The organism is Luteimonas vadosa (genome assembly GCF_039543545.1).
Classification (GTDB): Bacteria; Pseudomonadota; Gammaproteobacteria; order Xanthomonadales; family Xanthomonadaceae; genus Luteimonas; species Luteimonas vadosa.
This window is the reverse complement of sequence record NZ_BAABJY010000001.1, coordinates 47,242-72,926: the sequence shown is the minus strand read 5'-3', so window position 1 is coordinate 72,926 and position 25,685 is coordinate 47,242. Positions and strand designations below refer to the sequence as shown.

The 25,685-nt window shown below is 67.5% G+C and carries 18 protein-coding genes; 9 read left to right on the top strand and 9 right to left on the bottom strand.

Translation table 11 applies throughout. The annotated features are described in order from the left end of the window. Positions 1 to 139: 139 nt before the first annotated feature. The gene (pilB, locus tag ABD970_RS00300) at positions 140 to 1,864 is read right to left on the bottom strand and encodes a type IV-A pilus assembly ATPase PilB (RefSeq protein WP_345293510.1); all 1,725 of its coding nucleotides are present in this window, start codon (positions 1,862 to 1,864) and stop codon (positions 140 to 142) included. Between the two features lie 236 nt (positions 1,865 to 2,100). On the opposite strand from pilB, the gene ABD970_RS00295 reads away from it, so the two are divergent. The 6 genes from ABD970_RS00295 to ABD970_RS00270 all read left to right on the top strand — a co-directional run bounded on the left by ABD970_RS00295 (position 2,101) and on the right by ABD970_RS00270 (position 8,265). After that, a complete protein-coding gene (locus ABD970_RS00295) occupies positions 2,101 to 2,952 on the top strand; it encodes a glycosyltransferase family 2 protein (RefSeq protein ID WP_345293509.1) in 852 nt (283 codons plus the stop codon). Next, positions 2,945 to 4,114, top strand: coding sequence for a glycosyltransferase family 4 protein (locus ABD970_RS00290; protein ID WP_345293508.1), 1,170 nt, complete (start codon positions 2,945 to 2,947; stop codon positions 4,112 to 4,114). Before ABD970_RS00295 ends, ABD970_RS00290 begins: the two co-directional genes overlap by 8 nt. Beyond that, on the top strand, positions 4,111 to 4,884 hold the full coding sequence (locus tag ABD970_RS00285; protein WP_345293507.1) for a class I SAM-dependent methyltransferase: 774 nt from the start codon (positions 4,111 to 4,113) through the stop codon (positions 4,882 to 4,884). Before ABD970_RS00290 ends, ABD970_RS00285 begins: the two co-directional genes overlap by 4 nt. Positions 4,885 to 5,039: 155 nt before the next feature. Then, on the top strand, positions 5,040 to 5,777 hold the full coding sequence (locus tag ABD970_RS00280) for a class I SAM-dependent methyltransferase (protein ID WP_345293506.1): 738 nt from the start codon (positions 5,040 to 5,042) through the stop codon (positions 5,775 to 5,777). Positions 5,778 to 5,935: 158 nt separating this feature from the next. Beyond that, a complete protein-coding gene (locus tag ABD970_RS00275) occupies positions 5,936 to 7,000 on the top strand; it encodes a glycosyltransferase family 2 protein (protein WP_345293505.1) in 1,065 nt (354 codons plus the stop codon). After that, a complete protein-coding gene (locus tag ABD970_RS00270) occupies positions 7,000 to 8,265 on the top strand; it encodes a lipopolysaccharide biosynthesis protein (RefSeq protein WP_345293504.1) in 1,266 nt (421 codons plus the stop codon). The genes ABD970_RS00275 and ABD970_RS00270 overlap by 1 nt, the downstream gene beginning before the upstream one ends. 31 nt (positions 8,266 to 8,296) lie before the next feature. Here ABD970_RS00270 and ABD970_RS00265 read toward each other — a convergent pair whose 3' ends face one another. The 8 genes from ABD970_RS00265 to ABD970_RS00230 form a co-directional block, all read right to left on the bottom strand. Beyond that, positions 8,297 to 9,376 carry an FkbM family methyltransferase gene (locus tag ABD970_RS00265; protein WP_345293503.1) on the bottom strand — a complete coding sequence of 360 codons (1,080 nt, stop codon included), beginning with the start codon at positions 9,374 to 9,376 and terminating at the stop codon, positions 8,297 to 8,299. 18 nt (positions 9,377 to 9,394) lie between these two features. Next, positions 9,395 to 10,549, bottom strand: a complete 1,155-nt coding sequence (locus tag ABD970_RS00260; RefSeq protein ID WP_345293502.1) for an ATP-grasp domain-containing protein — start codon at positions 10,547 to 10,549, stop codon at positions 9,395 to 9,397. 7 nt (positions 10,550 to 10,556) lie between these two features. Further along, positions 10,557 to 11,603: a Gfo/Idh/MocA family protein gene (locus tag ABD970_RS00255; RefSeq protein ID WP_345293501.1), complete on the bottom strand. Its 1,047-nt coding sequence runs from the start codon at positions 11,601 to 11,603 to the stop codon at positions 10,557 to 10,559. 56 nt (positions 11,604 to 11,659) lie between these two features. Further along, positions 11,660 to 12,844 (bottom strand): DegT/DnrJ/EryC1/StrS family aminotransferase, encoded by a 1,185-nt coding sequence (locus tag ABD970_RS00250; RefSeq protein WP_345293500.1) that lies wholly within the window; start codon positions 12,842 to 12,844, stop codon positions 11,660 to 11,662. Positions 12,845 to 12,915: 71 nt separating this feature from the next. After that, positions 12,916 to 14,844 (bottom strand): hypothetical protein, encoded by a 1,929-nt coding sequence (locus ABD970_RS00245; protein WP_345293499.1) that lies wholly within the window; start codon positions 14,842 to 14,844, stop codon positions 12,916 to 12,918. Positions 14,845 to 14,983: 139 nt separating this feature from the next. After that, the gene (locus tag ABD970_RS00240) at positions 14,984 to 15,409 is read right to left on the bottom strand and encodes a pilin (RefSeq protein WP_345293498.1); all 426 of its coding nucleotides are present in this window, start codon (positions 15,407 to 15,409) and stop codon (positions 14,984 to 14,986) included. Positions 15,410 to 15,726: 317 nt separating this feature from the next. After that, complete coding sequence (locus ABD970_RS00235) at positions 15,727 to 17,130, bottom strand: sigma-54-dependent transcriptional regulator (RefSeq protein WP_345293497.1); 1,404 nt, start codon at positions 17,128 to 17,130, stop codon at positions 15,727 to 15,729. 189 nt (positions 17,131 to 17,319) lie between these two features. Next, positions 17,320 to 18,945 carry a sensor histidine kinase gene (locus tag ABD970_RS00230; protein ID WP_345293496.1) on the bottom strand — a complete coding sequence of 542 codons (1,626 nt, stop codon included), beginning with the start codon at positions 18,943 to 18,945 and terminating at the stop codon, positions 17,320 to 17,322. Positions 18,946 to 19,284: 339 nt separating this feature from the next. Here ABD970_RS00230 and sucC point away from each other — a divergent pair, with 339 nt between their 5' ends. The 3 genes from sucC to ABD970_RS00215 all read left to right on the top strand — a co-directional run bounded on the left by sucC (position 19,285) and on the right by ABD970_RS00215 (position 25,670). Further along, positions 19,285 to 20,454: an ADP-forming succinate--CoA ligase subunit beta gene (sucC, locus tag ABD970_RS00225; RefSeq protein ID WP_345293495.1), complete on the top strand. Its 1,170-nt coding sequence runs from the start codon at positions 19,285 to 19,287 to the stop codon at positions 20,452 to 20,454. 125 nt (positions 20,455 to 20,579) lie between these two features. After that, positions 20,580 to 21,467, top strand: coding sequence for a succinate--CoA ligase subunit alpha (sucD, locus tag ABD970_RS00220; RefSeq protein ID WP_345293494.1), 888 nt, complete (start codon positions 20,580 to 20,582; stop codon positions 21,465 to 21,467). 360 nt (positions 21,468 to 21,827) lie between these two features. Further along, positions 21,828 to 25,670, top strand: a complete 3,843-nt coding sequence (locus ABD970_RS00215) for an autotransporter domain-containing protein (RefSeq protein WP_345293493.1) — start codon at positions 21,828 to 21,830, stop codon at positions 25,668 to 25,670. Positions 25,671 to 25,685 lie beyond the last annotated feature (15 nt).

Genomic DNA, 25,685 nt, shown 5'->3' with positions numbered 1-25,685 from the left:
CTACTCCCCTGCAAACCCGGCCCCCCGGCCGGGGGTTCGTCCCCGCATGGTAGACGCTCGCGACCTCATGCGGAATCGGACACTGTGACGCCCGGCAGGCTTTTGGCGGGCCGCCGGGCCCTTTTCGGCGAATCGGCGCTCAATCCTTGGTGACACGGTTGATCTCGGCCAGGCTGGAGATGCCCTGTTTCGCCTTGAGCAGGGCCGACTTGCGCAAGTCGTTGACGCCCGACCGCTCGGCCGCCTCGGCGATCTGCAGCGCGTTGCCGCCTTGCAGGACGATGGTCTGGATGTCTTCGGTCATCGGCATCACCTGGTAGATGCCCGTGCGGCCCTTGTAGCCCCCGGTGCATTCCTCGCAGCCGACCGCCTCGTAGAGGGTGATGCCGGCATGCACCTCGTCGTCGGTGAAGCCTTCCGCCAGCAGCGCGTTCTCAGGCAGCTTCTGCTCCTGCTTGCACAGCGGGCACAGCCGGCGCGCCAGGCGCTGGGCGATGACCAGGGTCACCGAGCTGGTGATGTTGTAGGGCGCGATGCCCATGTTCATCAGGCGGGCGATGGTCTGCGGCGCGTCGTTGGTGTGCAGCGTGGACAGCACCATGTGGCCGGTCTGCGCGGCCTTGATCGCGATCTCGGCGGTCTCCAGGTCGCGGATCTCGCCGACCATGATGATGTCGGGGTCCTGTCGCAGGAAGCTGCGCAGCGCCGCGGCGAAGGTCATGCCGCGCTTGACGTTCTGCTGCACCTGGTTGACGCCGGGCAGGCGGATTTCCACCGGGTCCTCGACGGTGGAGATGTTGCGCTGCTCGTCGTTGAGGATGCCCAGCGCGGTGTACAGCGACACGGTCTTGCCCGAGCCGGTCGGCCCGGTGACCAGCACCATCCCGTAGGGCTTTTCGATCGCGTCCAGGAACAGCTTCTGCTGGTCCGGCTCGTAACCCAGCTTCTCGATGCCCAGCTTGGCCGCACTGGCATCCAGGATGCGCAGCACCACCTTCTCGCCGAACAGGGTCGGCAGGGTGCTGACGCGGAAGTCGATCTGCTTGGTCTTGCTCAGGTTGAGCTTGATGCGGCCGTCCTGCGGGACGCGCTTCTCGGCGATGTCCAGCTGCGCCATGACCTTCAGGCGCGCGGTGATGCGGGCGTTGAGCTTGACCGGCATCTTGGCCACCTGCTTGAGCAGGCCGTCGATGCGCAGGCGCACGCGGTAGTCGGTCTCGTAGGGCTCGAAGTGGATGTCCGACGCGCCTTTCTTGATGGCGTCGATCAGCACCTTGTTGATGAACTTGACGACCGGCGTGTCGTCGCCCTTGGCGTCCACGCCGCTATCGGCGATGTCGTCGTCCCCGCCGCTGATGTCCAGGCCCTCGAGGCCCTCCGCGTCGTCGAGCGCATCGCGCAGGGCGTCGCTGTTGTCCTGCCACTGTTCCACGGTGCGCCGGATCTTGTCGTCGTCGACGAGGATCGGCTCGACGGCGAGGTTGGTATGGAACTTCAGTTCGTCCAGGGCCCGCGTGTCGGTCGGATCGGACACGCCCACGAACAGCCGCCCGCCGCGTTTGAACAGCGGAAGCACGTTGTGCTTGGCCAGCAGCTCCTCGTCGATGAGCGAGATCGCACTCTGGGTGCCGTCCATCGCGGTGGGGTCGACGATGGGCATCCCGAACTCGATCGAGTTGGCCGCCGCCAGTTCGCCGGAGGTGACCAGGCGATGCTCGCGCAGGTAGACCGCGATCGGCTTGCGCTCCAGGGTGGCCTTGTCCATGGCCTCGCGGGCAATGCCTTCCTCCAGCGCGCCGTCGAGCACCAGGCGCCGGGCGATTCCGGTAATCCCAACCAGGTTGGCCGCCGGGACTGCATTCATAATCAAGCACCTTCCCCGTGAAGTTGTGACTCTACATCAATCCTGCGGAGGGGCGAAGCACCCTTTGCGTCCTGGCTTCGGGGGCGCGCAAAGCGCCGCCCATCGACTGCCAGTGGTCTTCAGACCACCCCGTTCCAGGTCCTCTTCCCTCGGCCCTCCTCCACGGCCCCTGCGCCTGGCACCCGGCCCGCAATCCGCCCGGACACGTTACGCTTGCCGGCACGGGGAGGGACCAGATGCAGCTGACGGTCGTGTTACCAGCCAAGAACGAGGCCGAGGGCCTGCGCCGGACACTGCCGGCCCTGCGCGAGCGCTTTCCGGAGGCCGAGGTCATCGTGGTCGACGACGGCTCCAGCGACGGCACCGCCCTGGTCGCCACCGAGCACGGCGCCCGCGCCCTGGGCGCCCCGTACTCGATGGGCAATGGCGCGGCGATCAAGCGCGGCGCCCGGGCGGCGAGCGGCGAGGTCATCGTGTTCATGGACGCCGACGGCCAGCACGACCCGGCCCACATCCAGGCCCTGCTCGACAAGCTCGGCGAGGGCTACGACATGGTCGTCGGCGCCCGCGACGCCTCCGGGCAGGCCAGCGCCGGCCGCAGCGTCGCCAATGGCTTCTACAACCGGCTGGCCAGCTGGATCACCGGCACCCGCATCGCCGACCTGACCTCCGGGTTCCGCGCCGTGCGCGCCGACAAGTTCCGTGAATTCCTGCACCTGCTGCCCAACGGCTTCAGCTACCCCACCACCATCACCATGGCCTTCTTCCGCAGCGCCTACCCGGTGGCCTACGTGCCGGTCCCGGTCGCCGCGCGCATCGGCCGCAGCCACATCCGCCCCCTGCGCGACGGCGTCCGCTTCCTGCTGATCATCTTCAAGATCGCGACGCTGTATTCGCCGTTGAAGCTGTTCGTGCCCGTGTCGGTCGGGTTCGGCGTGCTGGGGTTGGGCTACTACGCCTATACCTACCTGGCCATGCATCGATTCACGAACATGAGCGCGCTGCTGCTGAGCGCCGCGGTGATCGTGTTCCTGATCGGACTGGTTTCGGAGCAGATCACGGCGTTGACGTATCGGCGCGATGCCTGAGCTTGCGCGCGACCGGCCCCGGGCCTTGCTGGTCACCCGCAACCTGCCACCGATGCGCGGTGGAATGGAACGGCTGGTCCAGCGGATCGCGTTTTCGGCAAGCGAATCGTTCGACCTGGCGGTCGTGGGACCGACGGGGTGCTCGGCGCACCTGCCGCCGGAGGCGTGCGTCACCGAGGTCCGGCATCGTCCCCTGAGGCGATTCCTGCTGGCGGGCGTCATTGCTTCCTGGCGCCAGGCAAGCCGGCGGAACGTGGGGCTTGTCATCGCCGGGAGCGGGTTGGCGGCGCCGATCGCCTGGCTGGCGGCACGCCGGTCGCGCGCGCGATGGGTGGTGTACCTGCACGGACTGGACATCATCGCGCCCAGCCTGGTTTACCAGCGCTGCTGGCTGCCCTTCATCCGGCGGGCCGACCTGGTGCTGGTCAATAGCGGCAACACGCGTCGCCTTGCAATCGAATCCGGCGTCCCGCCGTCGGCGATCGAGGTCCTGCATCCCGGCACGCAACTCCCGGGCCCGGATCCCGCGGCAAGAGGTGCCTTCCGCGAGGGGTACGACCTGGGCGCGCGGCCCGTCATGTTGTCCGTGGGTCGTTTCACCCCCCGCAAGGGCCTGGCCGAGTTCATCCGCCACGCGCTGCCGCTGGTCCTGTCCCGGCATCCGGATGCGATCCTGCTGGTGATCGGCTCCGACGCCGTTGACGCCGTCAGGCCTGCAGCCGGATCGGAACAGGCACGGATCCTGGAGGCGGCTGCCGAGGCGGGTGTTTCCGGGGCGGTCAGGATGCTGCCGCCTTGCGACGATCATGCCTTGTCGGCGGCCTACCGCGCCGCCGATGCCTACGTCTTCCCCGTCCTCGACTTGCCCGGTGACGTCGAAGGTTTCGGCATGGTCGCGATCGAAGCCGCTGCGCATGGCCTGCCCACGGTTGCGTTCAAGGTCGGAGGCGTGCCCGATGCCATCGTGGAGGGTGGGACCGGGCACCTGGTCGAGCCGGGTGACTACGCCAGGTTCGCGGAGCGGACCTCTGCCTTGCTCCAGGCGGCCCCCGGCGGGGGCGGGATGCGCGACTGCCTGGGCGTCGCTGAACGCTTCGGCTGGCACCACTTCGAAGGAAGATTGCGGCAGTTGCTGCATCGACTCACAGGACGCACGCCATGAAAACCCGCGGAATCGACCAGGATCGCGTCGGCCATGACGACGTCCGGAATTTCTACGACCACGAGTACTACGCGTCCCCGTACGACCGGCACCCGCTCGCATGGCACATGCGGTCGATCGCCAACCGCCTGGGCGACCTGGAGAATCGCCAAGTCCTGGACATTGCCTGCGGCACCGGGCAATGGCTGGGGGAGCTGGCACGGCGGGGTGCCAAGCCTTCCGGCATCGACATTTCGAGCCGGGCCGTGGAACTCTGTCGCGATCGCTTGCCGGCCGGCGACATCCGCGAAGGCGTGGCCGAGGCGCTTCCCTTCGCCGACGGGACGTTCGACCTGGTCACGTGCCTTGGCTCGCTGGAGCATTTCCTCGATCAACCAGCGGCGCTGCGGGAGATGCGCCGCGTCGCGAAACCGGACGCGCAGTTCCTGATCCTGGTGCCCAACTCGGGCTTCCTCACCCGCCGGCTCGGCCTCTATCGTGGAACGGGCCAGGTGGCGATTCGGGAAACGGTGCGATCGCTGGAGGACTGGCGCCGGATGCTGGAAGGCGCGGGGCTCGAGGTCCGTGCACGCTGGCGCGATCTCCATCCCTTGAGCAAGGCGTGGATCTTGCAGGCGGCGCCCGGTGCGTGGCCCCTCCGCGCCCTGCAGGCCCTGTTGCTGGCGGTCTGGCCGATCGGTTGGCAGTATCAGGTCTATTTCCTGTGCCGGCGCAGTCGCGCCCTGCGGGAAGCCATGCCGTCCAGCGCAACCGAGGAGATGTCCGGATGAACCGAGCAGCGGCGGTGGAACGTTCCGCAGGGCGAGCGCGGACTCTCGCCGCACATCCCAGGCCGCCCTGCCCGTGATCCGCTCATGGTCTTTCCGCGTATCGTCCCGTTCCGCCAGTCCATGCGCAGCTGCGTTTACCGGGGGCATCTGACGGCATGGGAATCCTGCAAGCGGCGCTCGCCCGCCAGTACGCCAGGACGATGCGGGAGGCGTACGCCTTCGCCCGGTCCGCGGCCGTCGCGGGCGGTGCACCGCGGAACGTCCTGGACTGCGGCAGCGGCCGCGGGCAGGAACGCATGGCGACGTTTGGAGCCTTCGCCGACGGCGAAGGCTTCCACTACTGCGGCCTGGAGTGGAATGCGGCAGAAGCGGCGGAGGGTCGCGCGATCGGGCTCGACATCGTGGAGGCCGACCTGAACCGCCCGCTTCCGGTGGAAGCCGACAGCCAGGACTGCATCATTGCCTTGTCGGTGGTCGAACACCTGCTCATGCCATGCGCCTTCATCCGCGAGTGCCATCGCGCCTTGCGGCCAGGCGGAAGGCTTGTCCTGCTGACGCCCAACATCAGCACCTACTTCACCGTGCTGCAGGTGCTCGCCGGCCAGATGCCGTCCTCCGGACCGCACCCTGATTCCAACGAGCTCCTCTTGCTGGAGCAGCCCGCCAACGTGTCCGAGAGGCAGCGCGACGATGTCTCGGCCGACACGCCCATGCACCGCCACCTCGTCGTCTTCAGCCTCAAGGTGCTCGAGCGGTTCCTGACACTCGTGGGCTTCTCCGTGGAGCACGCCCGCGGTTTCGGCTACTACCCCTTGCCGACCTGGATCCAGCCCTTCTTCGAGCGGGTGGACAAGGCGCATTGCCACCAGATGGTGCTGGTATGCCGCAAATAACAGGCAACGGGCCTTCGTGCAGCCAAGCGCCGCCGTTCCGCCGCAGGATCCGACATGCCCCCCGCCGGCCGTGACCGCGCGTGGGGTCACGGGATGCGCAACCCCATTGGAACGGGGGTGACGCGAACAGCAGACAACTGCCTGGACGAGGGCGGACGATGATCGAGCGCGCGCCGATCGATGCTCCCGGCAACGAGGAACTGGAAGTCAGCGACGGAGCAATGCTGCCCCAATCACCCGTCGTGAGCGTGCTGATGATCACCTACAACCACGGCGAGTACCTCGCCGAGGCGATCGAGGGTGTTTTGGCGCAGCAATGCGACTTCCCGTTCGAACTCATCATCGGCGAGGATGCGTCGGCCGACCACACGCTGCAGGTCGCGCTTGATTACCAGCGTCGGTATCCAGGCATCGTTCGCGTGGTCCATGGCCCGCGCAACGTCGGCATCAATGCCAATGGCCTACGCGTGTACCAGCGGGCGCGCGGCAAGTATCTAGCCTTCTGCGAAGGCGACGACTTCTGGTGCGCGCCGGGCAAGCTGGCCGGGCAGGTCGCCTTGCTGGAGGCCGACGAAACGATCGGAATCGTCCACACGGACTGGACCAAGGCCGTGAACACGGATGGACGATGGCGCTACGATCGGGCCAATTCCGTGCATCGCCGCGTTGCCGGCCGCTTCCTGCGCGGCGACCTGTCCGGGACTTGGCACTTCCCGAAGATCCTCAGGACATGCACCGTCATGGTTCCGCGCACGATCTTCCAGGCCATGGTGGACTCCGGCCTGTACCGGCCCGAGTTCCGGTTCGGGGACAGCATCCTCAATGCATTCGTCACCGCGCAATGGAACGTCGGCTACTTGCCGGACGTAACGGCGGTCTATCGCGTCTCGCCCAATTCGGCCCTGCGCTCAGGGGCGGCGGAGCGAGTGACGCTTTACCGCTCCTGCCTTGCGTTTGACGATGAAGCGCGTCATCTGTTCCATTCCCGGACGGGGTATGCCCCCGGGTATCGATGGGAAATCGCGGTGAGTCTCCTGTTCTGGGGAATGCGTGCAAGGGACTGGAGTGCCGTCCGCCAGGCACTGAGGGAAATACGTTCCCGTTTCACATCAAGAGAGAACCTCGCGTGCTTGGCGACGGCCGTCGCGATGCGCTGGCCGGCGTTCCACGGACGATTGCGTAAAGGCTCCGAAAGGGGGCTCATGGACGGAGGAAGTCAGTGATGTCCGGCTCTTGGCCACGCCGGTTCAGTGCCTACCGCCCTGGCCCATTGGGCAGGAACACGCTCATGGGAAGCGGTGGACTGGTGCTGCGCGCCGTCATCCAGGCCATCTACCTCCTGGTCGTGTCGCGCTGGCTCGGTGCGAGCGACTTCGGCTTGTTCGCGGGCTCGGTGGCGGTGGCTGCGATCGTGGCGCCCCTGGCAAACTGGGGAACGCCCCTGTTGCTGACGCGACATGTCGCGAGGAACCCGGAAAGTTCACGCGCGATGTGGGCCACGGCACTCTCGCAAACGGGCAGGGTCGGCGGCTTGCTCTCGGTACTGGTGCTCGCGCTCGCCGGGTTCGTCCTGCGCGAGCACGTCGGCTTGTGGGCGATGGCCCTGGTGGTCGTAGCGGAATTGATCCTTGTGCCAGCCACGCAGGCCGCCACCAGCCAGTGCTTTGCACTGGAGCGTGGCATGGCGGGCAGCATCTCAATCTGCCTGGTTCCGGCAGGACGCGTTCTTGCCGCGGTCGCGATGCTGGCCGCGGGGCTGGACGGCTCGCCGGGGCACGCAGCCATCGCGCATTTTGTCGGCTCGCTTGGCGGCCTTGCCGCAGCGCTCGTTCTCGTGGCGATCGTGGATGGCTGGCCGGCATGGTCGCGCCGGATGAGGACAGGGCCCGCCACGCGCGAAGGCACGCCATACGCCATTGGCGGGCTGGTCGGTACCAGCTACCTGGAGCTCGACAAGGTCCTGATGTTGCAGCTGCTGGGTGCCGCCATCGTGGGGCCGTATACCGCAGGCTTTCGTGTCGTGGGCGTGCTCGTCATGCCCATCGCCGCCCTCATCGGCGCGACGCTCCCCAGGTTGATGGCGTTGCACCAGACCAGCGGGCAGGCGCGCACCTATCGTGCCGTGCTCGTGTCCGCCGTCGGCTATGGACTGTTGGCCAGCTTGGCAACGCTGGCCCTATCGCCCTTCGTGCCGGCGCTCTTCGGTCCTGGCTATGAAGACACCGCGCGGTATGTGCAATGGCTTTCTCCGTGGCCCTTGCTTTACGCGTTGCACCATAGCGCCGCCAGTGCGTTGACGGCCTCGGACAGACAGGGACAACGGATTCGGATCGAGTCCGCCGGTCTAGGCATCGCCATCGTGCTGAACGTGGTCCTGTTGCCGAAACTTGGGGCGGCCGGTGCCGTTGTTGCCCTCCTGGCGACGGAAGCGGTCGTCGCCTTGATGTGCTGGAAGGTGGTGTCAGGTCGGAAGCCAAGGCAAGCTTGAAGGTCGCTCGCGTCGAGCGGGACTGGTGTTCCTAGCGTACGAAGTACATGACGGTTTCCGACCAGCCCTGGGTGTAATGACGCAAGTAGCATTTGTAACCGAGCCCGAATCCCTGGACGTACCGATGGATGAGCCGCAAGTCAGGGGCGGCGTGGTAAACGGCAATCGCCAGTTTCGGCTTTTCCCGCGTGATGTGAGATCGCGACCCGTGCAACGCCTTGAGCTCCCATCCTTCCAGGTCCATCTTGATCACCGAGACGGGCTCCGTGACTGCCGCGTCCAGGGTCTCGACGATGATCATGCTCGATCCGCTAGCCGTCACGGAGGAGGCGGACCCGGTATCCGGATCGAAAGGCAAAGCGCCCGGGGTATCCGATAAGCCAGTCGTCCGGAACTCGATGTCCCGGTAGCTGGCCAGCCGGCGAGTGGCGGACTGCATGTTTTTCTCTGAAGGCTCGAACACGATGATCTTGCGATAGTCCGGATACCTGTCCGCGAACGCCTGCGCCGTGTCCCCATCGAAACCCCCGGCATCGATGAAGGTTTCCTCGCGGTAATCCATGAACTCCTCGAAATATTGCTCCTGGATGGCCACGTCGTATCCCTGCATGTAGGCGGGATCCGCCGTAACTCGGTAACGGAGCACATCCAGGAGTACCTGGCGGGACCTTGCGTCTTCAAGGGTCGCGTAGATCTCCGACCATGCCTGGCCGTGCAACGCGATTTCGTCGCGTTGGTCCTGGACGAAGCTCGGCCAGGGGACATTGCCGGAAGGGCATGCGGATAGCTCATGCAAGCCCAGGACGTTTTGCAGGCCGGCCCCGGAAAGGTGGCGCTGGACGGCAACCGGGCTGATGGACGTGGAGCAATTGACGATCCATGCGTCCGGCCGGATGTCCCGAGTACGAACGATGGGAATGCCTTGCCACGTCGGTTCCGAGAGGAAGTCGTCGATGACGCCAGCCAGTGGCCATGCACGATGGACATTCAGCGTGTCGGTATTCCTGCCGATCGCATAGCGTGCCGCGTGCGAGGCCTGGAACGCACGAACGGCCGGGGACGCGGCTTGCACGCTCGAGATGGCTTCTTCGGCAATTCGCTTGATGTCCACGTTGCTTCCTCTGCGCGACTAGGCGGATCGGATTTCGTAAACGTCGCGCGCCAGGAATCGCTCGTAGAGCGCGGCAAGTGATGCCTGGTCCGACTCGCGGCAGAACATGACACCGACGCGGCTCGCGGGACTCGGTTCGACGCGGTCGCCGACCAGCGCCAGGGGGGTCCAACGTTCGAGGTGCAAGGGGCGCTTGAAGTGGACATGCGCGAGGTCGCAGGCCGTGTCGAGGGACACGGTGTGTCGAACGACATGCGCGAACCGGGCTGGCGTGTCCTGTGCGGGCAATGCCTCGCCGAGGAAAGACATGGCGTACGCGCCGGCATATGGGAACCCGGTCGAGAGCTCGATGAGCTGGCTATACAGGTCCCCGGGGCAGCGGCGCGTGATCTCCAACAGCCAGAAGTCGGGGCCTTTCGTGATGAATTGCGAATGGACGAGCCCGTCGACGAGGCCAAGGTGTTCGGCGAGTTGCTCGACGGCGCTGCGGACGCCCGTTGCGATCGTCGGCTCAATGTCCGGCAGGACGTGGCTGGTGTCCACCACGAAGGGATTCGCCGTGCCGTCTTCGCGCACGAAGAAATCATGCGCGATGCGGCCATGACGGATGAAGGCGGAGTGGCTCGTCAGCTGCCCTTCGACGAAATCCTCGACGAGATAGGCCCCCGTCGGCGACGCGTTCTCGGCGGACTTGATCGCCGAGGAAAGGGCAGTCGGGTCGCCATTGGGCACGATCGTCGTGCCCTTTCCGCTGAAGGCATCCACCGGTTTGACGATCAGCCTGTCCGAGGATTCGGTCGAAGTCGCGGTAAACCTGCCAGGGGCGGGAAGTCCAAGCTCGGCAAGTAGGCGGCGCAGCGCTGCCTTGTCGTGGATGGAATGCCAGGCTTCCCGGGTGTCGAGTCCACGGTAGCGTCCCTGGCTTACCTGTACGCATGAGGCGTAAGAGACATCGGTGCATCCGGGCACGATCGCATCGAAGCGCTCACGATCGACCAGTTCGGCCAGCAATCTTGTGTCGGAGTAGTCCATTTGCCAGTAATGGCGCGACACCTTCGCCAGGCAGTCTTGCGGATTCCTGCCCACGACATGCGTTTCATGGCCCATGGCCAGCAGCGCGTCATGGATCGGCCCGGAGGAGAAGTTGGTGTCGACCAGCAATACCTTAGCCATGTCCGCTTCAGACCTCGATCAGGCGACGCTGGATCGCGGAAGCCCGGATGGCCTCGGTCACTTCCAGGTTGCGCAAGCCGTCTTCCGCGGAGACCAGGGGACGCTCCTTGCCGCGGATGACGCGCACGAAATGCTCGAGCTGGCACGCGAGGGGATCCTGGCGGTCCACGTCGAGGGTTCGCTCGGTGAAGGGTGCCCACCACGACGGTTCGATGCCCTCGGCATGGAACTTGAGCCGCATCGTGGGAATCGACAGCGATCCCTTCGTTCCGGCGAGCAGGTAGCAATCCTCGTCCGGATAGGTCGGATACGCGGGGTTCTCGCGGGAGGTCTGCTCCCAACTGGCGGCGGTCGCGGCTGCATCGGAGAGCATGAAGGTGCCTAGGCATCCGTTGGCGAATAGCAGGTTGATCGCCACGGTGTCCTCGACCTCGAAGGAGCGCGTGGCGGATGAGACGATCGCCTGGACGGCGGAGATCTCTCCACAGAGACTGCGCAGGTTTCCGATCTCGTGGATCAGGTTGATCAGGATCGGACCACCACCGGGCAGCGTGCGCCACGGGCCCTCTTCGAAGTAGTGCCTCGGCTTGGCGAACTGCGCGCTGCCCATGACCGAGACGAGGCGACCCAACGAGCCCTCCTCGATCACCGAGCGCGCCCTGGAGAGCAAGGGGCTGTGTGCCCGGTGGTGGCCCACGAGCACCGGGACGCCGTGTTCTCGTGCCCGTGCAACCAGGGCCATACCGTCCTCGACGCTGGAAGTGATGGGCTTCTCGACCAGGACGGGGATACCTTGCGTGACGCACAGGCTTGCCTGCGCGGCGTGGAATTCGTTCGGCGAGGACACGATGACGCCGTCGACATCCGTTTCGGCCAGGCACGCCTCCAGCGAATGATGGATGGGTACGCCGCGAGCCGTCGCGGTGGCATGGTTCTCGGAATGGTCGGGCGCGACGATCGCCACCAACTGGCACGCGGAGCTCTCGCCGATCAGGCGGATGTGCTGCTTGCCGATCAAGCCGGGACCGACGACGACGAGTTTGGCTGGATGCATGGCTTGCCTAAGGGGTGGGGATTTCCGATGTGTCGGGCCGTTCTCTGGCCTGGATGTCAAAAACCACCGAGGCCCCATTGGCACATGACCCGGATGGTACTGGCGATCTGCTCGATCTCGTCGCTGCTGATCGATGGCCCGGCGGGCAGGACCAATACGCGCTCCGCTGCCAACTCGGTATTGGGAAGCACGCGTCCTGCATGCGGGAAGAGCTCCCGGTACGGCTTCATTCCGTGGCAACCGGGCCAGAAGTACTTGCGGGCAAGCACGTTCTCGGCATGCAATGCCGCCACGATCTGGTCGCGGGTGACGGTGCATCGCTCATCCACTTCCGCGACTACGTAATGGTGGCTGTTCGACTCGGTCGCATCGTAATCCAGCACGGTGACGCCGGTGATGTTGCCCAGCGCCTGCTTGTACGCAGCGTGCGTCCGGCGATTGCCTGACTGTGTGGCGCCCAGCGCCTCCAGGTTGGCCAGTCCCGCAGCGGCGCAGACTTCGATCATCTTGCCGTTCGTTCCGGGATGGATGACGTTGTCGTATCCGGAGAAACCGAAATTCCGCATGAGCCGGGTCGCTTCCGCCAGTTCATCGTCGTTGGTGACGATGGCGCCCCCCTCCATCGTGTTGAAGGATTTGGTCGCGTGGAAGCTGAGCACCTCGCACCTGCCGAACTGTCCGATCGTGCGCCCCTTGTAGGTGCTGCCGAAGGCATGGGCCGCGTCGAACATGAGCTGCAGGCCGTGCTTGTCGGCGATGGCCTGGAGTTCTTCGATGGGCGCCGCCCGGCCCCACAGGTGTACGCCGATGATCCCGGTGGTCCGAGGCGTGATCATGCTCCGCACGGCGTTCGGGTCCAGGTTGTGGGTGCTCGGGTCGATGTCCGCGAACACCGGCGTGATGCCCTGCCAGTAGAGCGCATGGGCCGTGGCGATGAAGGTCCACGAAGGCACGATCACCTCGCCGTGCAGCCCCAGTGCGCGGATGGCGATCTCCAGGGCGATGGTCCCGTTGCACATGGCGACGCAATGCTTGACGCCGAGGTGGCGGGCGATGCGGTGCTCGAACTCCTGCACCAGCGGACCATTGTTGGTCAGCCACCTGGCGTCGAGGATCCGCTCAAACTGGGCCAGCAGGGCCGCGCGGTCGCCGATATTCGGGCGCCCCACGTGAAGCGGCTCGGCGAAGGCCGGTGGCGCTCCGTTCAATGCAAGATCCGTGGCGGTGCGAATGGTTTTCATGTGGCGGACCCCGAAGGCATCGGTCGGCGCGATGGGATGGACCCTCGATGAGGAACAGGACGAAAACAAGCCTAGCCGGATGGCGGCGTGGCGATGGGGTTGACCGTCCCGGTATCCGGCAGGCTGCCGGCGGGCGGAACCAACGTGGCGGGCTGGCCGCAGGTCTCAGGGGGCGCCAGTCCGTTCGAGGCGAAAGCGCGCGCCTGCAGCCACGCGTCGAAGCTGAAGCGTGCCGATGGCGCCTGGCGTGGCCACCATTTCCGCGCCATCGCGCAGGCACCGTTGTCGTAGCTGAGGATGTAGGCGCGTCGTGCGAGCTCGGAATCCGGGTTCGCGGTGTATGCGGCTTCCAGTGCCTGGTTGGCGGCAGGCAGGTTGCCTTCGGCGAGATAACTCCGGGCCACCTGGATCCAGAGGTATCCGCCGACTTCCCCGCCCGCGTAGAGCGGGCGGGCGATGAAGGCCTGCGCCAGGTCGCGCCAGGTCGGGACGTCGAGTGCCGCACCGCAGCCGCCCTCGATGCTGAGGTCGAGCAAGGTGGAGAGCGCCTCCAGACTGGAGCGGTTGAACGGTGCATCCAGTGCGTGGGCGCCCGCGTCGATCAGCCGATCGCGCGTGAGGCTGCCGCGCATGCAATCGAGCAGGACCAGGTCAAGGCTCAAGCGGCGCAGTTCCGGACGGGCCTGCATCGCCCGCTCAAGCGTCTCGTAGGCAACGTCGTAGTGACCGCCATCGGCCAGCACCTTGGCCTGGAGCTCCACGGCCCGTGCCGAGCCCGGGCTTTCGTCGGCCCAGATCGCCGCCAGCATGGCTTCCGAGGCCCATACCTTGGCTTGCACGAAGGTGATGCCCGCGCACAGCGCGATCCACGCGACCGCCGCGGCGAGGTAGGTGCGGCGCATGCCTTCGGCGGGCAGGCGGGCGATCGCGATCGCCATCGCGGCCAACGGTCCGACCATGGGCAGGTAGTTGCGGTGCTCGAAGTACAGCTCCAGGGGCAGCGTGCTGGCCTCGATCAGGTGGCCGCCGAAGTACCAGAGTACGGCAAAGGAAAACAGCGGGGCGCGCCGGCGCAGGGCGAGTGCCGCGCCCAGCAGGCCGAGGCAGAAAAGCACCGCGGGCAGAGTGGTGCCCGGCTGCAGCAGGCCGCGCGAGGCCTCGAAATCGTCATGAAACAGGCCGCTCCCGTCGAGCCGGGGCAGGGCGATGCGGCCCAGGTATTCGATCAGCACCCGGGCCTGGGTCAGCAGGCGCTCGCCCGGGCCGAAGTCGCGGAGGGCTTCGGCGGTGCCGTAGCTACTCTTGGAGGCGATGTACGCGACCACCGCCACCACGGGCAGCGTGAGGCCTGCCGCCAGCAACGTGCGCGCGCCGGGCGTACCGGCCTGCAGGTGGTCGCGCAGCAGCACGAACAGCACCACGCCTGCGTACAGCGGCAGCAGCGCGCCGTTCTCCTTGCACAGGAAGGCGGCGATCGTGGCCAGCCCGAGGCCCGCGAGCAAGCCGAGGCTCCGGCGCACCGTGAGCGGGGCGCGCTGCACGTAGGCGCTGGCCCACCACAGCGCCGCGAGGCTGGTGAGCGCCATCAGCTGGGTCATGCGCTGCACCACCAGCATGCTGGTGGACAGCTGCATGGGATGCAGCAGCCAGGCCGCGCTGGCCAGCGCCGCGGCCAGGGCGGCGCGGTCGGCATCGAGCAGGCCGCGCGCCACGCCGCGGACGAAGGCGAACACCAGCACGCCACCGAGCAGGTGCAGCAGCAGGTTGGTGCGCTTGAAGCCGTAGGGCGTGCTCGGCCAGGCGGTGTCGTCGATCAGGAAACTCAGCGCGGAGAGCGGGCGGCCGGGGTCGCCGATGAAGGCCTGCAGGTAGTCGGCCAGGCGCGCCAGCGTGAACTGGCCGCCGATGCGATCCAGGTGCGCCAGGTTGGGGAAGTCGTCGAAGACGAACGGACCGTGCAACGCGGCGCGCGTCACCCACCAGGTGAGCAGCAGGGCCACGGGCAGCGCAAAGGCCGCTAGCGCAGATGCGCGCGTCGGCGCGTCGAATCGGTTGATCCCCATCCCGCGCACGATACCTTCAATCCAAAAAAAAAGCCCCCGTTTCCGGGGGCTTTGTTTGCAACTTTATCAAGAGCGATTAACCGCGGCACTCGCTCGGCAGCCACTTGGCAGGCAAGTTGGCGGAGCGGCACTGCCAGCGGATGGAACCATTGGCCGCGTTGGCCGTCGGCGTCAGAGTCAGCGAGTTGGCGTTGATCGGCGCGCCGCTGTAGGCGACGGTGATAATGCCGTTGGCGCCCACGGTCACCGAACGCACGGCATTGCCGTTGATGCTGGTGGCCGCCGGCAGGCCGGCGCTGGTGTTGTTCGCCGGAAGGGTGTTGCGCGAGGAGAAGGTCTCCGACACGGCCAGCTTGGCGGCGGCGGCGACGTTCAGGCCTTCCGAGACGCGGGTACGGACCTGGTAGTCCTGGTAGGCCGGGATGGCGATGGCCAGCAGGATGGCGATGATCGCGATGACGATCATCAGTTCGATGAGCGTGAAGCCTTTCTGCATTTTCATGGTGTATCCCCTAGAGGTTAAAAAATCACGTGCCGCGTGGACGACTGGGACCGGTCCTTGGGCAGCCGTGCGACACCGCACGTGCGAAGGGTAATACGCACGAGCCATGCCAAACGCGTCCTTAACGCGTTCAGCGTCCATTCTGGCATCCAAGTCACGAATCGCCGCCGCGAGGGCTCTTGCGGCGTGACCTTTTCGGTCACGCGGGTTTGCACTTTGTGACGCATCTGGTCGCTTTTCCGGGCCGGGAGCCTCGCAAATGCTGAGTCCATCACGTTTCGGGCCTGGCGGGCGCGTGGCAAGACGACCGGCTCGACTCAGTCAATGCCGAGCTTCTTGAGCTTGTAGCGCAACGCCCGGAAGGTGATGCCCAGCGCGGCGGCGGCCTTGGTCTTGTTGTAGCGGTTTTCCTGCAGGGCCTGCTGGATGGCGGCGCGCTCGATTTCCTCGATGTAGGACGGCAGGGCGGTGCTGGCGGTGTCGCGCGGCCCAACCGTGCGCGGGTCGACGCCCGTCGCGCCGCTGGACTGGGCGCCGGTGAACACCGCGGCCACGGCGGCGGGCTGGGCGTGGGCGGCGGCGGGCAGGCGCAGGTCGGCGGCATGGATGCGCTTGCCGTCGGCCAGGGCCAGGGCGCGCTCGAGGATGTTCTCCAGTTCGCGGACGTTGCCGGGGAACGGATAAGCCTCCAGGGCAGCCACGGCGTCTTCGGCCAGCTCGGGCACGTCGCGCTGCATGGCCCGGGCCAGGCGCGACAGGATCGCGGTGGACAGCAGGACCAGGTCCCCGTTGCGCTCGCGCAGTGGCGGCACGGCCAGCTCGATGACGTTGATGCGGTAATACAGGTCGTGCCGGAAGCTGCCGTCGTTGACCAGGGCGCCCAGGTCCTTGTGCGTGGCCGACAGGATGCGCGCATCCACCTCGACCTCGCTCGACGCGCCCACCGGGCGGATGGTCTTCTCCTGGATGGCGCGCAGCAGCTTGACCTGCATCGACAGGGGCAGCTCGGCGACCTCGTCGAGGAACAGGGTTCCGCCGTCCGCGGCCTGGAACAGGCCGGGCTTGTCGGCGTTGGCGCCGGTGAAGCTGCCCTTCTTGTGGCCGAAGAACTCGCTCTCCATCAGCTCGGTCGGGATGGCGCCGCAGTTGACCGGCACGAACGGACCGCCGGCGCGCGAGCCCTGGGCGTGGATGGTGCGTGCGACCAGCTCCTTGCCCGTGCCGGACTCGCCGCTGATGTGCACCGGCGCCTGGCTGCGCGAGACCTTGGCGATGGTCTCGCGCAGGGCGACCATGGGCGGCGAGGTGCCGAGCAGGCGGCTGGCCGCATCGGGCTTGTCCGCCTGGCGCTGGTGGAGATCCAGTGCCTGCCGGACCAGCCGGCGCAGGACGTTGATGTCCACCGGCTTGCTGACGAAGTCGAAGGCGCCGGCCTTCAGCGCCTCCACCGCCGCCTCGACGTTGCCGTAGGCGGTGATCATCGCCACCGGCGTGGAGGGGAACCGCGTGGAAATCTCGCTGACCAGCTCCAGTCCGGAGCCGTCGGGCAGGCGCATGTCGGTCAGGCACAGGTCGTAGGACACCGTGCCGAGCATTTCGCGCGCGACCGCGAGGTTGGGCGCGGTATCGGTGCGCAGCCCCATCCGGCCCAGGGTGAGGACCAGCAGTTCACGGATATCGCGCTCGTCGTCGACGATCAGGGCGCTGCGGGTTTCGCTCATTGCGAGCCTTCTGGTCGGGGGACGAGTCGGGGGATGCGAATAGTGACAGTTTTTGGCACCTTGTGACGCGTGTCAAGGAACGATGCGCATGAGGCTGCGTCGCGGCCGGTGCCGGCAGTGGGTGGCTTAAGAACAGAACGCGGGACCCCGTGGGATTGGGCTTGCGCGTAAAAGCCGCTCGGCCCCGAGTCAGGCCTGGTCGGCGCGCAGCACGTTGGTCCCGGCCAGGGTGGCGCGGAAACAGGCGCCGCCCCCGGGGACAGGCACGTACTCCAGGCTGGCCTCGTTGGCCCGGCAAAGCTCCCGGGCGATGTACAGGCCCAGGCCGGTGCCGTGCTCGGAGGTGGTGTAGAACGGACGGAACAATTGCGCCAGCACGCCATCCGGGATGCCCGGACCACGGTCGGCGACTTCGATCACCGGGTGGCCCTCGTGCTTGTCGAGGTTGAGGGTGATGCGCGCGGACTCGCCGGGCATGCGCCCATGGGCGATGGCGTTGTTGACCAGCACGGTGAGCACCTGCTGCAGGTGGCGGGGGTCCACCAGCGCATTCATCGGCGACTGGCTGCCGGTGGCCTTGAGGCTGCCGTTGTCCTCCTGCAGGGTCAGGCGGTATTCGTCGATGAAACGGCGAACGAACGACACCAGTTCGACCTGCTCCGGACTGGCGCGCTCGCGCCGGGCCAGTCCCAGCACGCTCTCGACGATGCCGTTGGTGCGCATGCACTGCTGGTGGACGATCTGCAGCAGGCGGCGGTCGCTGTCGCCCAGGTCCTCGGACTCCTCCAGCAGCTGGGTGGCGTAGCTGATCGCCGCCAGCGGGTTGCGGATCTCGTGCGCCAGGCTGGCCGAGAACCGGCCCATGGCCGCCAGGGTCAGGGACTCGGCCCGACGCGAGACCATCGAGGTGTCGTCGAGGAATACCAGGGTGGTGTCGTCGTTGGCGAGCAGTCGGGCGAATCGCGGCAGGATCTCGTTCTGTTCCTCGCCCAGGGTCAGCGGCGTGTCCTCGGCCTGGCCGTCGCGCCGCCATTGCGCCAGGCGCATCGCCAGCCGCGGCGCGAGTTGCGCGAGCACGCGTTCCCGGCCGTCGTCCCCGGCATCGCCCTGTCCCAGCAGCATCAGCGCCGCCTCGTTGGCCAGGCGGATGCGGCCGCTGCTGTCGACCATCAGCACGCCAGTACGCATGCGGCGGATGATGAGTTCGTTGATCTCGGCCAGGTTGGCGGCTTCAGCGCCGCGCTGGTCGGCCAGGTTGCGGCTCTCGCGCATCTCGATGCCCAGCAGGTTGGTCATCGTGGCCATGGCGAAATAGCTGACGGTGAACATCATCAGTTCGGCGGCCGGGCGGACCAGGGCATGGTCGGTGGTGACGCTGTAGGCGTACTCGACCACCAGCGCCACCGCGGCGAGCGCCGCTCCGGCCAGGCCGTAGCGCAAGGGCAGCAGCAACGCCGCGGCGCCGACGTTGAACAGCAGCATCATCGCGATGCCGGACGCGGCCTGGGGCAGGGCATGGGTCGCCAGCGCGGCGACGACCACATCGCAGGCGATGCCGAGCCCCACCTGCGGACCGAATCCGGTATCCCGGCGCTGCGAGAACAGCAGCAGCACGAAGGCCGCCACCAGATAGGCCACGGCGAGGGCGCCGACCAGCAGGGGGTTGTCCGGCTCGCCGATCAGCGCGCCGGCCGGGCTGAACACGATCAGCGCCAGCAGGCAGGCCTCGAGCACGCGGTACAGGGAAAACAGGTAGAGCTCGTGGCGCAGGGCGCGGTCGGTGTCGTCTGGAGGGCTGGCGGCGGGATTGGCCAAGGACGGTTCGCCGGGGGACGTGGGGCGAGTATAGGCCGGGGGCCGGGGGCGATGGCCGCGTGGGTCCTGCCCGCGCCGACCGCGTAAGTGGTCGACGCGCGGGCCCGGGGGCGGGATTGCAGCGGTTTAAGGCAATCGAAGCGGGGTGTTGGCGCCGCGGATCGCGGATTCGCCGCGAACGGACCGCCCGCCTTTGCCCGTGGCCGGCGCATCGGCCAGAATAGGCGGCTCGCGTGTCGCCCCGGGCGCCGGTGTCCACCGGCCGCGGCGACCTGCGGCCCGGATGCATCCCTTCCGGCGGCCATCGGGCACGCCCCCTTCGAGCACGGACCCCCATCGATGAATTTCCACGAGTACCAGGCCAAGCAGCTGTTCGCCGACTACGGCATCGCCGTGCCTGCCGGCCGCGTCGCGCAGACCACCGAAGAGGCCGTCGAGGCGGCCAAGGCCATCGGCGGCGACTTCTGGGTGGTCAAGGCGCAGATCCACGCCGGCGGCCGCGGCAAGGCCGGCGGCGTCAAGCTGGCGCGCACGCTGGACGAGGTGAAGGACTACGCCTCCGGCATGCTGGGCACGAAGATGGAAACCTACCAGTCCGCGGGCGTCGCGCTGCCGGTGGACAGCGTGCTGGTGACCCAGGCGACCGACATCGCGCAGGAGCTGTACCTGTCGGTGCTCGTGGATCGCGGGACCCAGTCGGTGACCTTCATCGCCTCCAGCGAGGGCGGCGTGGAGATCGAGAAAACCGCCGAGGAGAACCCCGACGCGATCCAGACCCTCAACGTCAACTTCGTCCAGGGCCTGCAGCCCTACCAGTGCCGCGAACTCGGCTTCGCGCTCGGCCTGAGCTCCAAGCAGGTGCACCAGCTGACCAAGATCATGCTCGGCCTGTACAAGCTGTTCAACGAGAAGGACCTGGCCCTGGTGGAGCTCAATCCGCTGGCGGTGCTCAAGTCCGGCGACCTGGCCGTGCTCGACGGCAAGGTCAATTCCGACGACAACGCCAGCTTCCGGCATCCGGACCTGGTGGCGATGCGCGACATCCGCCAGGAGGACCCGACCGAGGTCCAGGCCAGCCAGCACGACCTCAACTACGTGACCATGGACGGCAACATCGGTTGCATGGTCAACGGCGCCGGCCTGGCGATGGCGACGATGGACGTGATCAAGCTGGAGGGCGGCGAGCCGGCCAACTTCCTCGACGTGGGCGGCGGCGCCACCAAGGACCGGGTGACCGAGGCCTTCAAGCTGATCCTGTCCTCGGACGAGGTGAAGGCGATCTTCGTCAACATCTTCGGCGGCATCGTGCGTTGCGACATGATCGCCGAGGGCATCATCGCGGCGGTCAAGGAGGTCGGCGTCAAGATCCCGGTGATCGTGCGCCTGGAAGGCACCAACGTCAGCGAAGGCAAGGAACTGCTGAAGAACAGCGGGCTGGACATCATCGCCGCGGACGACATCAACGACGGCGCGAAGAAAGCCGTCGCGGCCGCGAAGAAGGCGGCCTGACTTTTTGTTTCCCTCCCCCGCCTGCGGGGGAGGGCCAGGGTGGGGGGTCGGCTTTTCGTCACACACCCCCATCCCGACCTTCCCCCGCTTGCGGAGGAAGGAGATCAACACAACGAAGGATCTCCATGAGCGTTTTGGTCAACAAGAACACCAAGGTCATCGTCCAGGGCTTCACCGGCACCCAGGGCACCTTCCACGCCGAGCAGATGCTCGACTACGGCACCAAGGTCGTGGGCGGCGTCACCCCCGGCAAGGGCGGCAGCGAGCACCTCGGCCTGCCGGTGTTCAACACCGTCAGCGACGCGGTCGACGAAACCGGCGCCGACGCCTCGGTGATCTACGTCCCGCCGCCGTTCGCGGCCGACGCGATCCTCGAGGCGGCCGATGCCGGCATCCGCGTGATCGTGTGCATCACCGAGGGCATCCCGGTGCTGGACATGCTGCGGGTCAAGAAGACGCTGGAGGGCTACGAGGACGTGGTGCTGATCGGGCCCAACTGCCCGGGCGTGATCACGCCGGGCGAGTGCAAGATCGGGATCATGCCCGGACACATCCACATGCCGGGCAAGGTCGGGATCGTCTCGCGCTCGGGCACGCTGACCTACGAGGCGGTCAAGCAGACCACCGACGCTGGCCTCGGGCAGAGCACCTGCATCGGCATAGGCGGCGACCCGATCAACGGCACCAGCTTCATCGACGCGCTGGCCCTGTTCCAGGACGACCCGCAGACCGAAGGCATCATCCTGGTCGGCGAGATCGGCGGCAGCGCCGAGGAAGAGGCGGCCGAGTACATCGCCGAGAACGTCACCAAGCCGGTCGTCGGCTTCATCGCCGGCGCGTCCGCCCCGGCCGGCAAGCGCATGGGCCACGCCGGTGCGATCGCCTCCGGCGGCGCGGGCACGGCCGAAGGCAAGTTCGCCGCGCTGGAAAAGGCGGGCGTGACCACGGTGAAATCCCCGGGCGACCTGGGCGCGGCGCTGGCCGCGCGCATGGGCGTTGCCTCAAAGGCGTAAGTCGACTCGCGTAGCGCGGCGGCCCTTTCGCACACGCCCCGGATGCGGTTGCGACTGATGTGCATCGCATGAGGGACGGGCCGCCTTCGGGCGGCTCGTTTCGTTTCCGCGCTTGTCCGGATGCATGGCGTGTTGCGGAATGTTTTGGTTTGGGTCAACCTTCGCCCTTGGGGACCGACCCGGAGTCAGGGGTCCGGTCGATTGGCGTAGCCAAAGAATGCTGCGCAAGCTTGGTCGACTCGCGCGACCGGAATAGGGGAGTCAGGGGGAATGCAAGGATTTTCGGAGACTGGCCGTACGGCCGGCCTGCGCACGGCTGTGCGCAAGCCAGAGGCAAGGATCGTCGCGTGCGGCGCCGCGATGCTGATGCTCGCCTTGGGTGCTTTCGCACCCAAGGCCCACGCGCAGTCCTGCGCGGCGGGTGAAACGGCGGTCCCCTTCGCGTTCACCGGCGGCGAGCAAACAGTCATCGTGCCGTCCGGCGTGACCTCGGCCACCATCCACCTCAGCGGCGCGCAGGGCGGCAACGGCATCAGCGGCAATGGCAACGCCGCAGGCTTCGGCGGACGCGGCGGACGCGTCAGCGGCAACCTGTCCGTGACCCCGGGGGCGGTCCTGTCGGTCTGGGTCGGCGGCCAGGGATCCCAGGCGGTGAATCCCGGCGGCCTCGGCGGGCTGAACCAGGGCGCGGGCACGGCCCGTGCCGGCAATGGCGGCGGCGGCACCGACCTGCGCGTGGGCGGGAGCAGCATCGCCAACCGCGTGGCCATTGCGGCCGGTGGTGGTGGTGGTGGAAACGCCGGCTGGGGCGGCACGAACAACGGAGCCGTGGCCGGTGGCGCGGGAGGCGACAGCGGCGGCAGTGGTGGCGCGGGTGTCGACGTGGACAGCGCCGGCAGCGGCCCCTTCGGCGGTGGCGGTGGCGCGATCGGCATTGGCGGCGCGGGGGGCGGGGGCTGCGGCGGGTTCCCGGCCACGGCCGGTGCGGCATCGGGTGACGGCGGCACGACCCGCAATTTCAGCGGCGGATTCCTCGGCAACGGTGCCGGCGGCGGTGGCGGCGGTGGCGCCACGGTCGGTGGCGGCGGTGGCGGCGCGGGCGTCGGGACCACGGCGTGCCTCCAGAACTGGACCGGTGGTGGCGGCGGCGGCGCGGGCGGTGCCTCGAGCAGCGGCAGCCTGAGCTCGCCCGTGGTCAGCAACGGCGTGCAGAGCGGCGACGGCGCAGCGCTGATCTGCTTCGCTGCGGCAGGCTACAGCTTCGGCGGCACGTCAACGGGGCACACCGGTCCGGTGACGCTGCAGCTCGATGCGACCAATCCGGCCTCTACCCAGCAAACCACGGTCGCCGCGGGCGCGACGACCTTCTCGTTCGCGACACCCCTGGCCCCCGGGTCGAACTGGCATATCAGCTTCGTCACACAGCCAGCCGGCCAGGCGTGCGAGGTGACCCCGGTCAGTGGCATGAACCTGTCGGCAAACGTGGACCTGACGTTGACCTGCACGACTGTGACAACGACCATCGATCCGGCGACCTTGCCCGGCGCGACGTTCGCCACGGCGTATTCCCAGACCTTGACTGCGAGCAGCACGAACGGTGGCACCGGGCCGTATACGTTCGGGGTCACCGCGGGAAGCTTGCCCGCGGGCTTGACCCTGTCCTCTTCGGGCTTGATTTCGGGGACCCCGACCGCGACGGGGACGTTCAACTTCACCGTGCAGGCGACCTCGTCCAATGGCTTCTCCGGGACACGCGCCTACTCGCTCGTCGTGGGCCGCGCCCCGCAGTCGATCACCAACTTCGCCTCCAACCCGGCGGCGCCGGTGTTCGCGACGGGCGGGACGTTCTCCGTCTCCGCCACGCCGGGCGCCTCGAGCAGCCCGGTGCTGTTCGGCAGCACCACGCCGGGGGTGTGCACCGTGAGCGGGACGACGGTGACAATGCAAGCGGCGGGCAGCTGCATGCTGACCGCCGACCAGGCGGGCGATGCGAACTACGAAGCGGCGCCGCAGGTGCAGCTCACCGTCCAGATCGGGCGCTCGGCGCAGGCCATCACCAATTTCGCCGCCAATCCGGCGTCACCGACGTACGTGCCGGGCGGAACCTTTGCCGTGTCGGCCACGCCGGGCGCCTCGAGCAGCCCGGTGGTCTTCGGCAGCACCACGCCTTCGGTGTGCACGGTCACCGGTTCGACGGTTGCGATGCAGTCGGCGGGCACCTGCACGCTGACCGCCGACCAGGCGGGGGATGCGAGCTACCAGGCGGCGCCGCAGGTCGTGCTCAACGCGCAAATCCGCGCAGGCAGCCAGGCCCTCGCCAACTTCGCCGCCAATCCGGCGTCACCGACGTACGTGCCGGGGGGAACCTTTGCCGTGTCGGCCACGCCTGGCGCCTCGAGCAGCCCCGTGGTCTTCGGCAGCAACACGCCTGCGGTCTGTACGGTCAGCGGCTCGACGGTTGCGATGCGCTCGGCGGGCAGCTGCGTGCTGACCGCCGACCAGGCGGGTGACGCCAGGTACGCAGCAGCAGCGCAGGTCGTGCTCAACGTGCAGATCGGCCAAGCCTCACAGTCGATCACCAACTTCGCCGCCAATCCCGGCGCGCCGGTCTATGCACCGAACGGGACCTTTGCGGTGTCGGCCACGGCGGGTGCCTCGAGCAGCCCGCTGGTGTTCGGCAGCACGACACCTGCGGTGTGCACGGTCGCCGGGACGACGGCCAACATGGTGGGCGCCGGCAATTGCCGCCTGACCGCAAACCAGGCCGGCGATGCCAACTACAGCGCCGCGCCGCAGGTCGTGCTCGACGTCGCCATCGGCCAGGCCATGCCCACCATCGGGTGGATCGGGGCGTTGCAACGGACGACGGGTGAGCCGGCGTTCGACTTGCCCGCGCCCACCAGCACGAGCCCGGGCGCCTTCACCTACGCGAGCAGCAACCCTGCGGTGGCGACGGTCAGCGGACGCACGGTCACCATCGTGGGACCGGGCACCACGACGCTCACCGCGACGCAAGCGGCGACCACGAACTACACGGCAGCGTCCGCGACGACGACGTTGCAGGTGGCCGCGCGCCCGGATCCAACGAAGGATCCGGTGGTGGTGGCCGGCTTGCAGGCACAGGTCGATGCCAGCGTGCGCTTCGCGGCCGCGCAGCAGGGGAACATCCGCGACCGCTTGCGGCAATTGCGCGCGACGGAGGGGCGGAACAGTTCCCGCAACGGACTGGCCGTCAACGTGTCCAATGGCAGCGGACAGGGCGTCGCCTTGCCGATGGGCGGCCACGATGCGGACGGCGGATGGTTGCCGCAGGAGTGGGGCGCTTGGACCGCTGGCACGATCCAGGTGGGTGAGCGTGATGCAACGCGCGCCAGTCGCGGCTTCGACTTCCGCAGCGACGGGATAAGCCTTGGATTCGATCGTGTCGTTGGCGAGCGCCTGGTCCTGGGCATCGCCGGCGGCATGGGCTGGAGCGACGCGGACCTGGCGGACGACCGATCCGAACTCAACGGCAAGCATCGCTCGCTGTCCGCCTACGGACTGTGGTGGCCGGGCGAGAACGTATTCGTGGACGGCCTGCTCGGTTGGGGACGGCTCGACTTCGACATTAATCGGTGGAGTTCCGTCGCCAACGCGATGGCATTGGCGAACCGCGAGGGCGACCAGCGATTCGCATCGCTGACCGTGGGCTACGAGCACCGGGATGTGAGCAACACCCTGACCGGGTACGGTCGCCTCGACACCAGCCGGACCGAGCTGGACGCCTACCGCGAGTCGGGCCTTGGCATCTACGACCTCGCCTACAGGGCGCAGGAGATCGACAACAGCACGCTCGCGGTCGGCCTGGAAGGCCGTTACGCGCTCGATTGGGGGACGAAGTCCTTCCGGCCGTTCTGGACCATCGAGTACCGCGACGCGCTTCGCAACGATGGCGACGTGTCCGTCAATTACGTCGTCCAGCCGGTGGCAGGCGACTACCTGGTCGCGCTGCGCAGCTACAACGAGGATCTGTTCGCGTTCGGCGCCGGGTTCGACCTTGCGCTGGGCAGTGGGTGGCGGATGTCGATGCTGTTCCGCCGGGAACAGGCCAGCGACTTCAGCAGCAACAGCTACGGTTTGTGGCTGTCATTCGGTGGGCAGGTCCGTACGCCGGCACGGGGCGACCGGGACGAACCGACGACGGACGCCGCCACGGGCCCCTGAGGTCCGGTGGCTGGG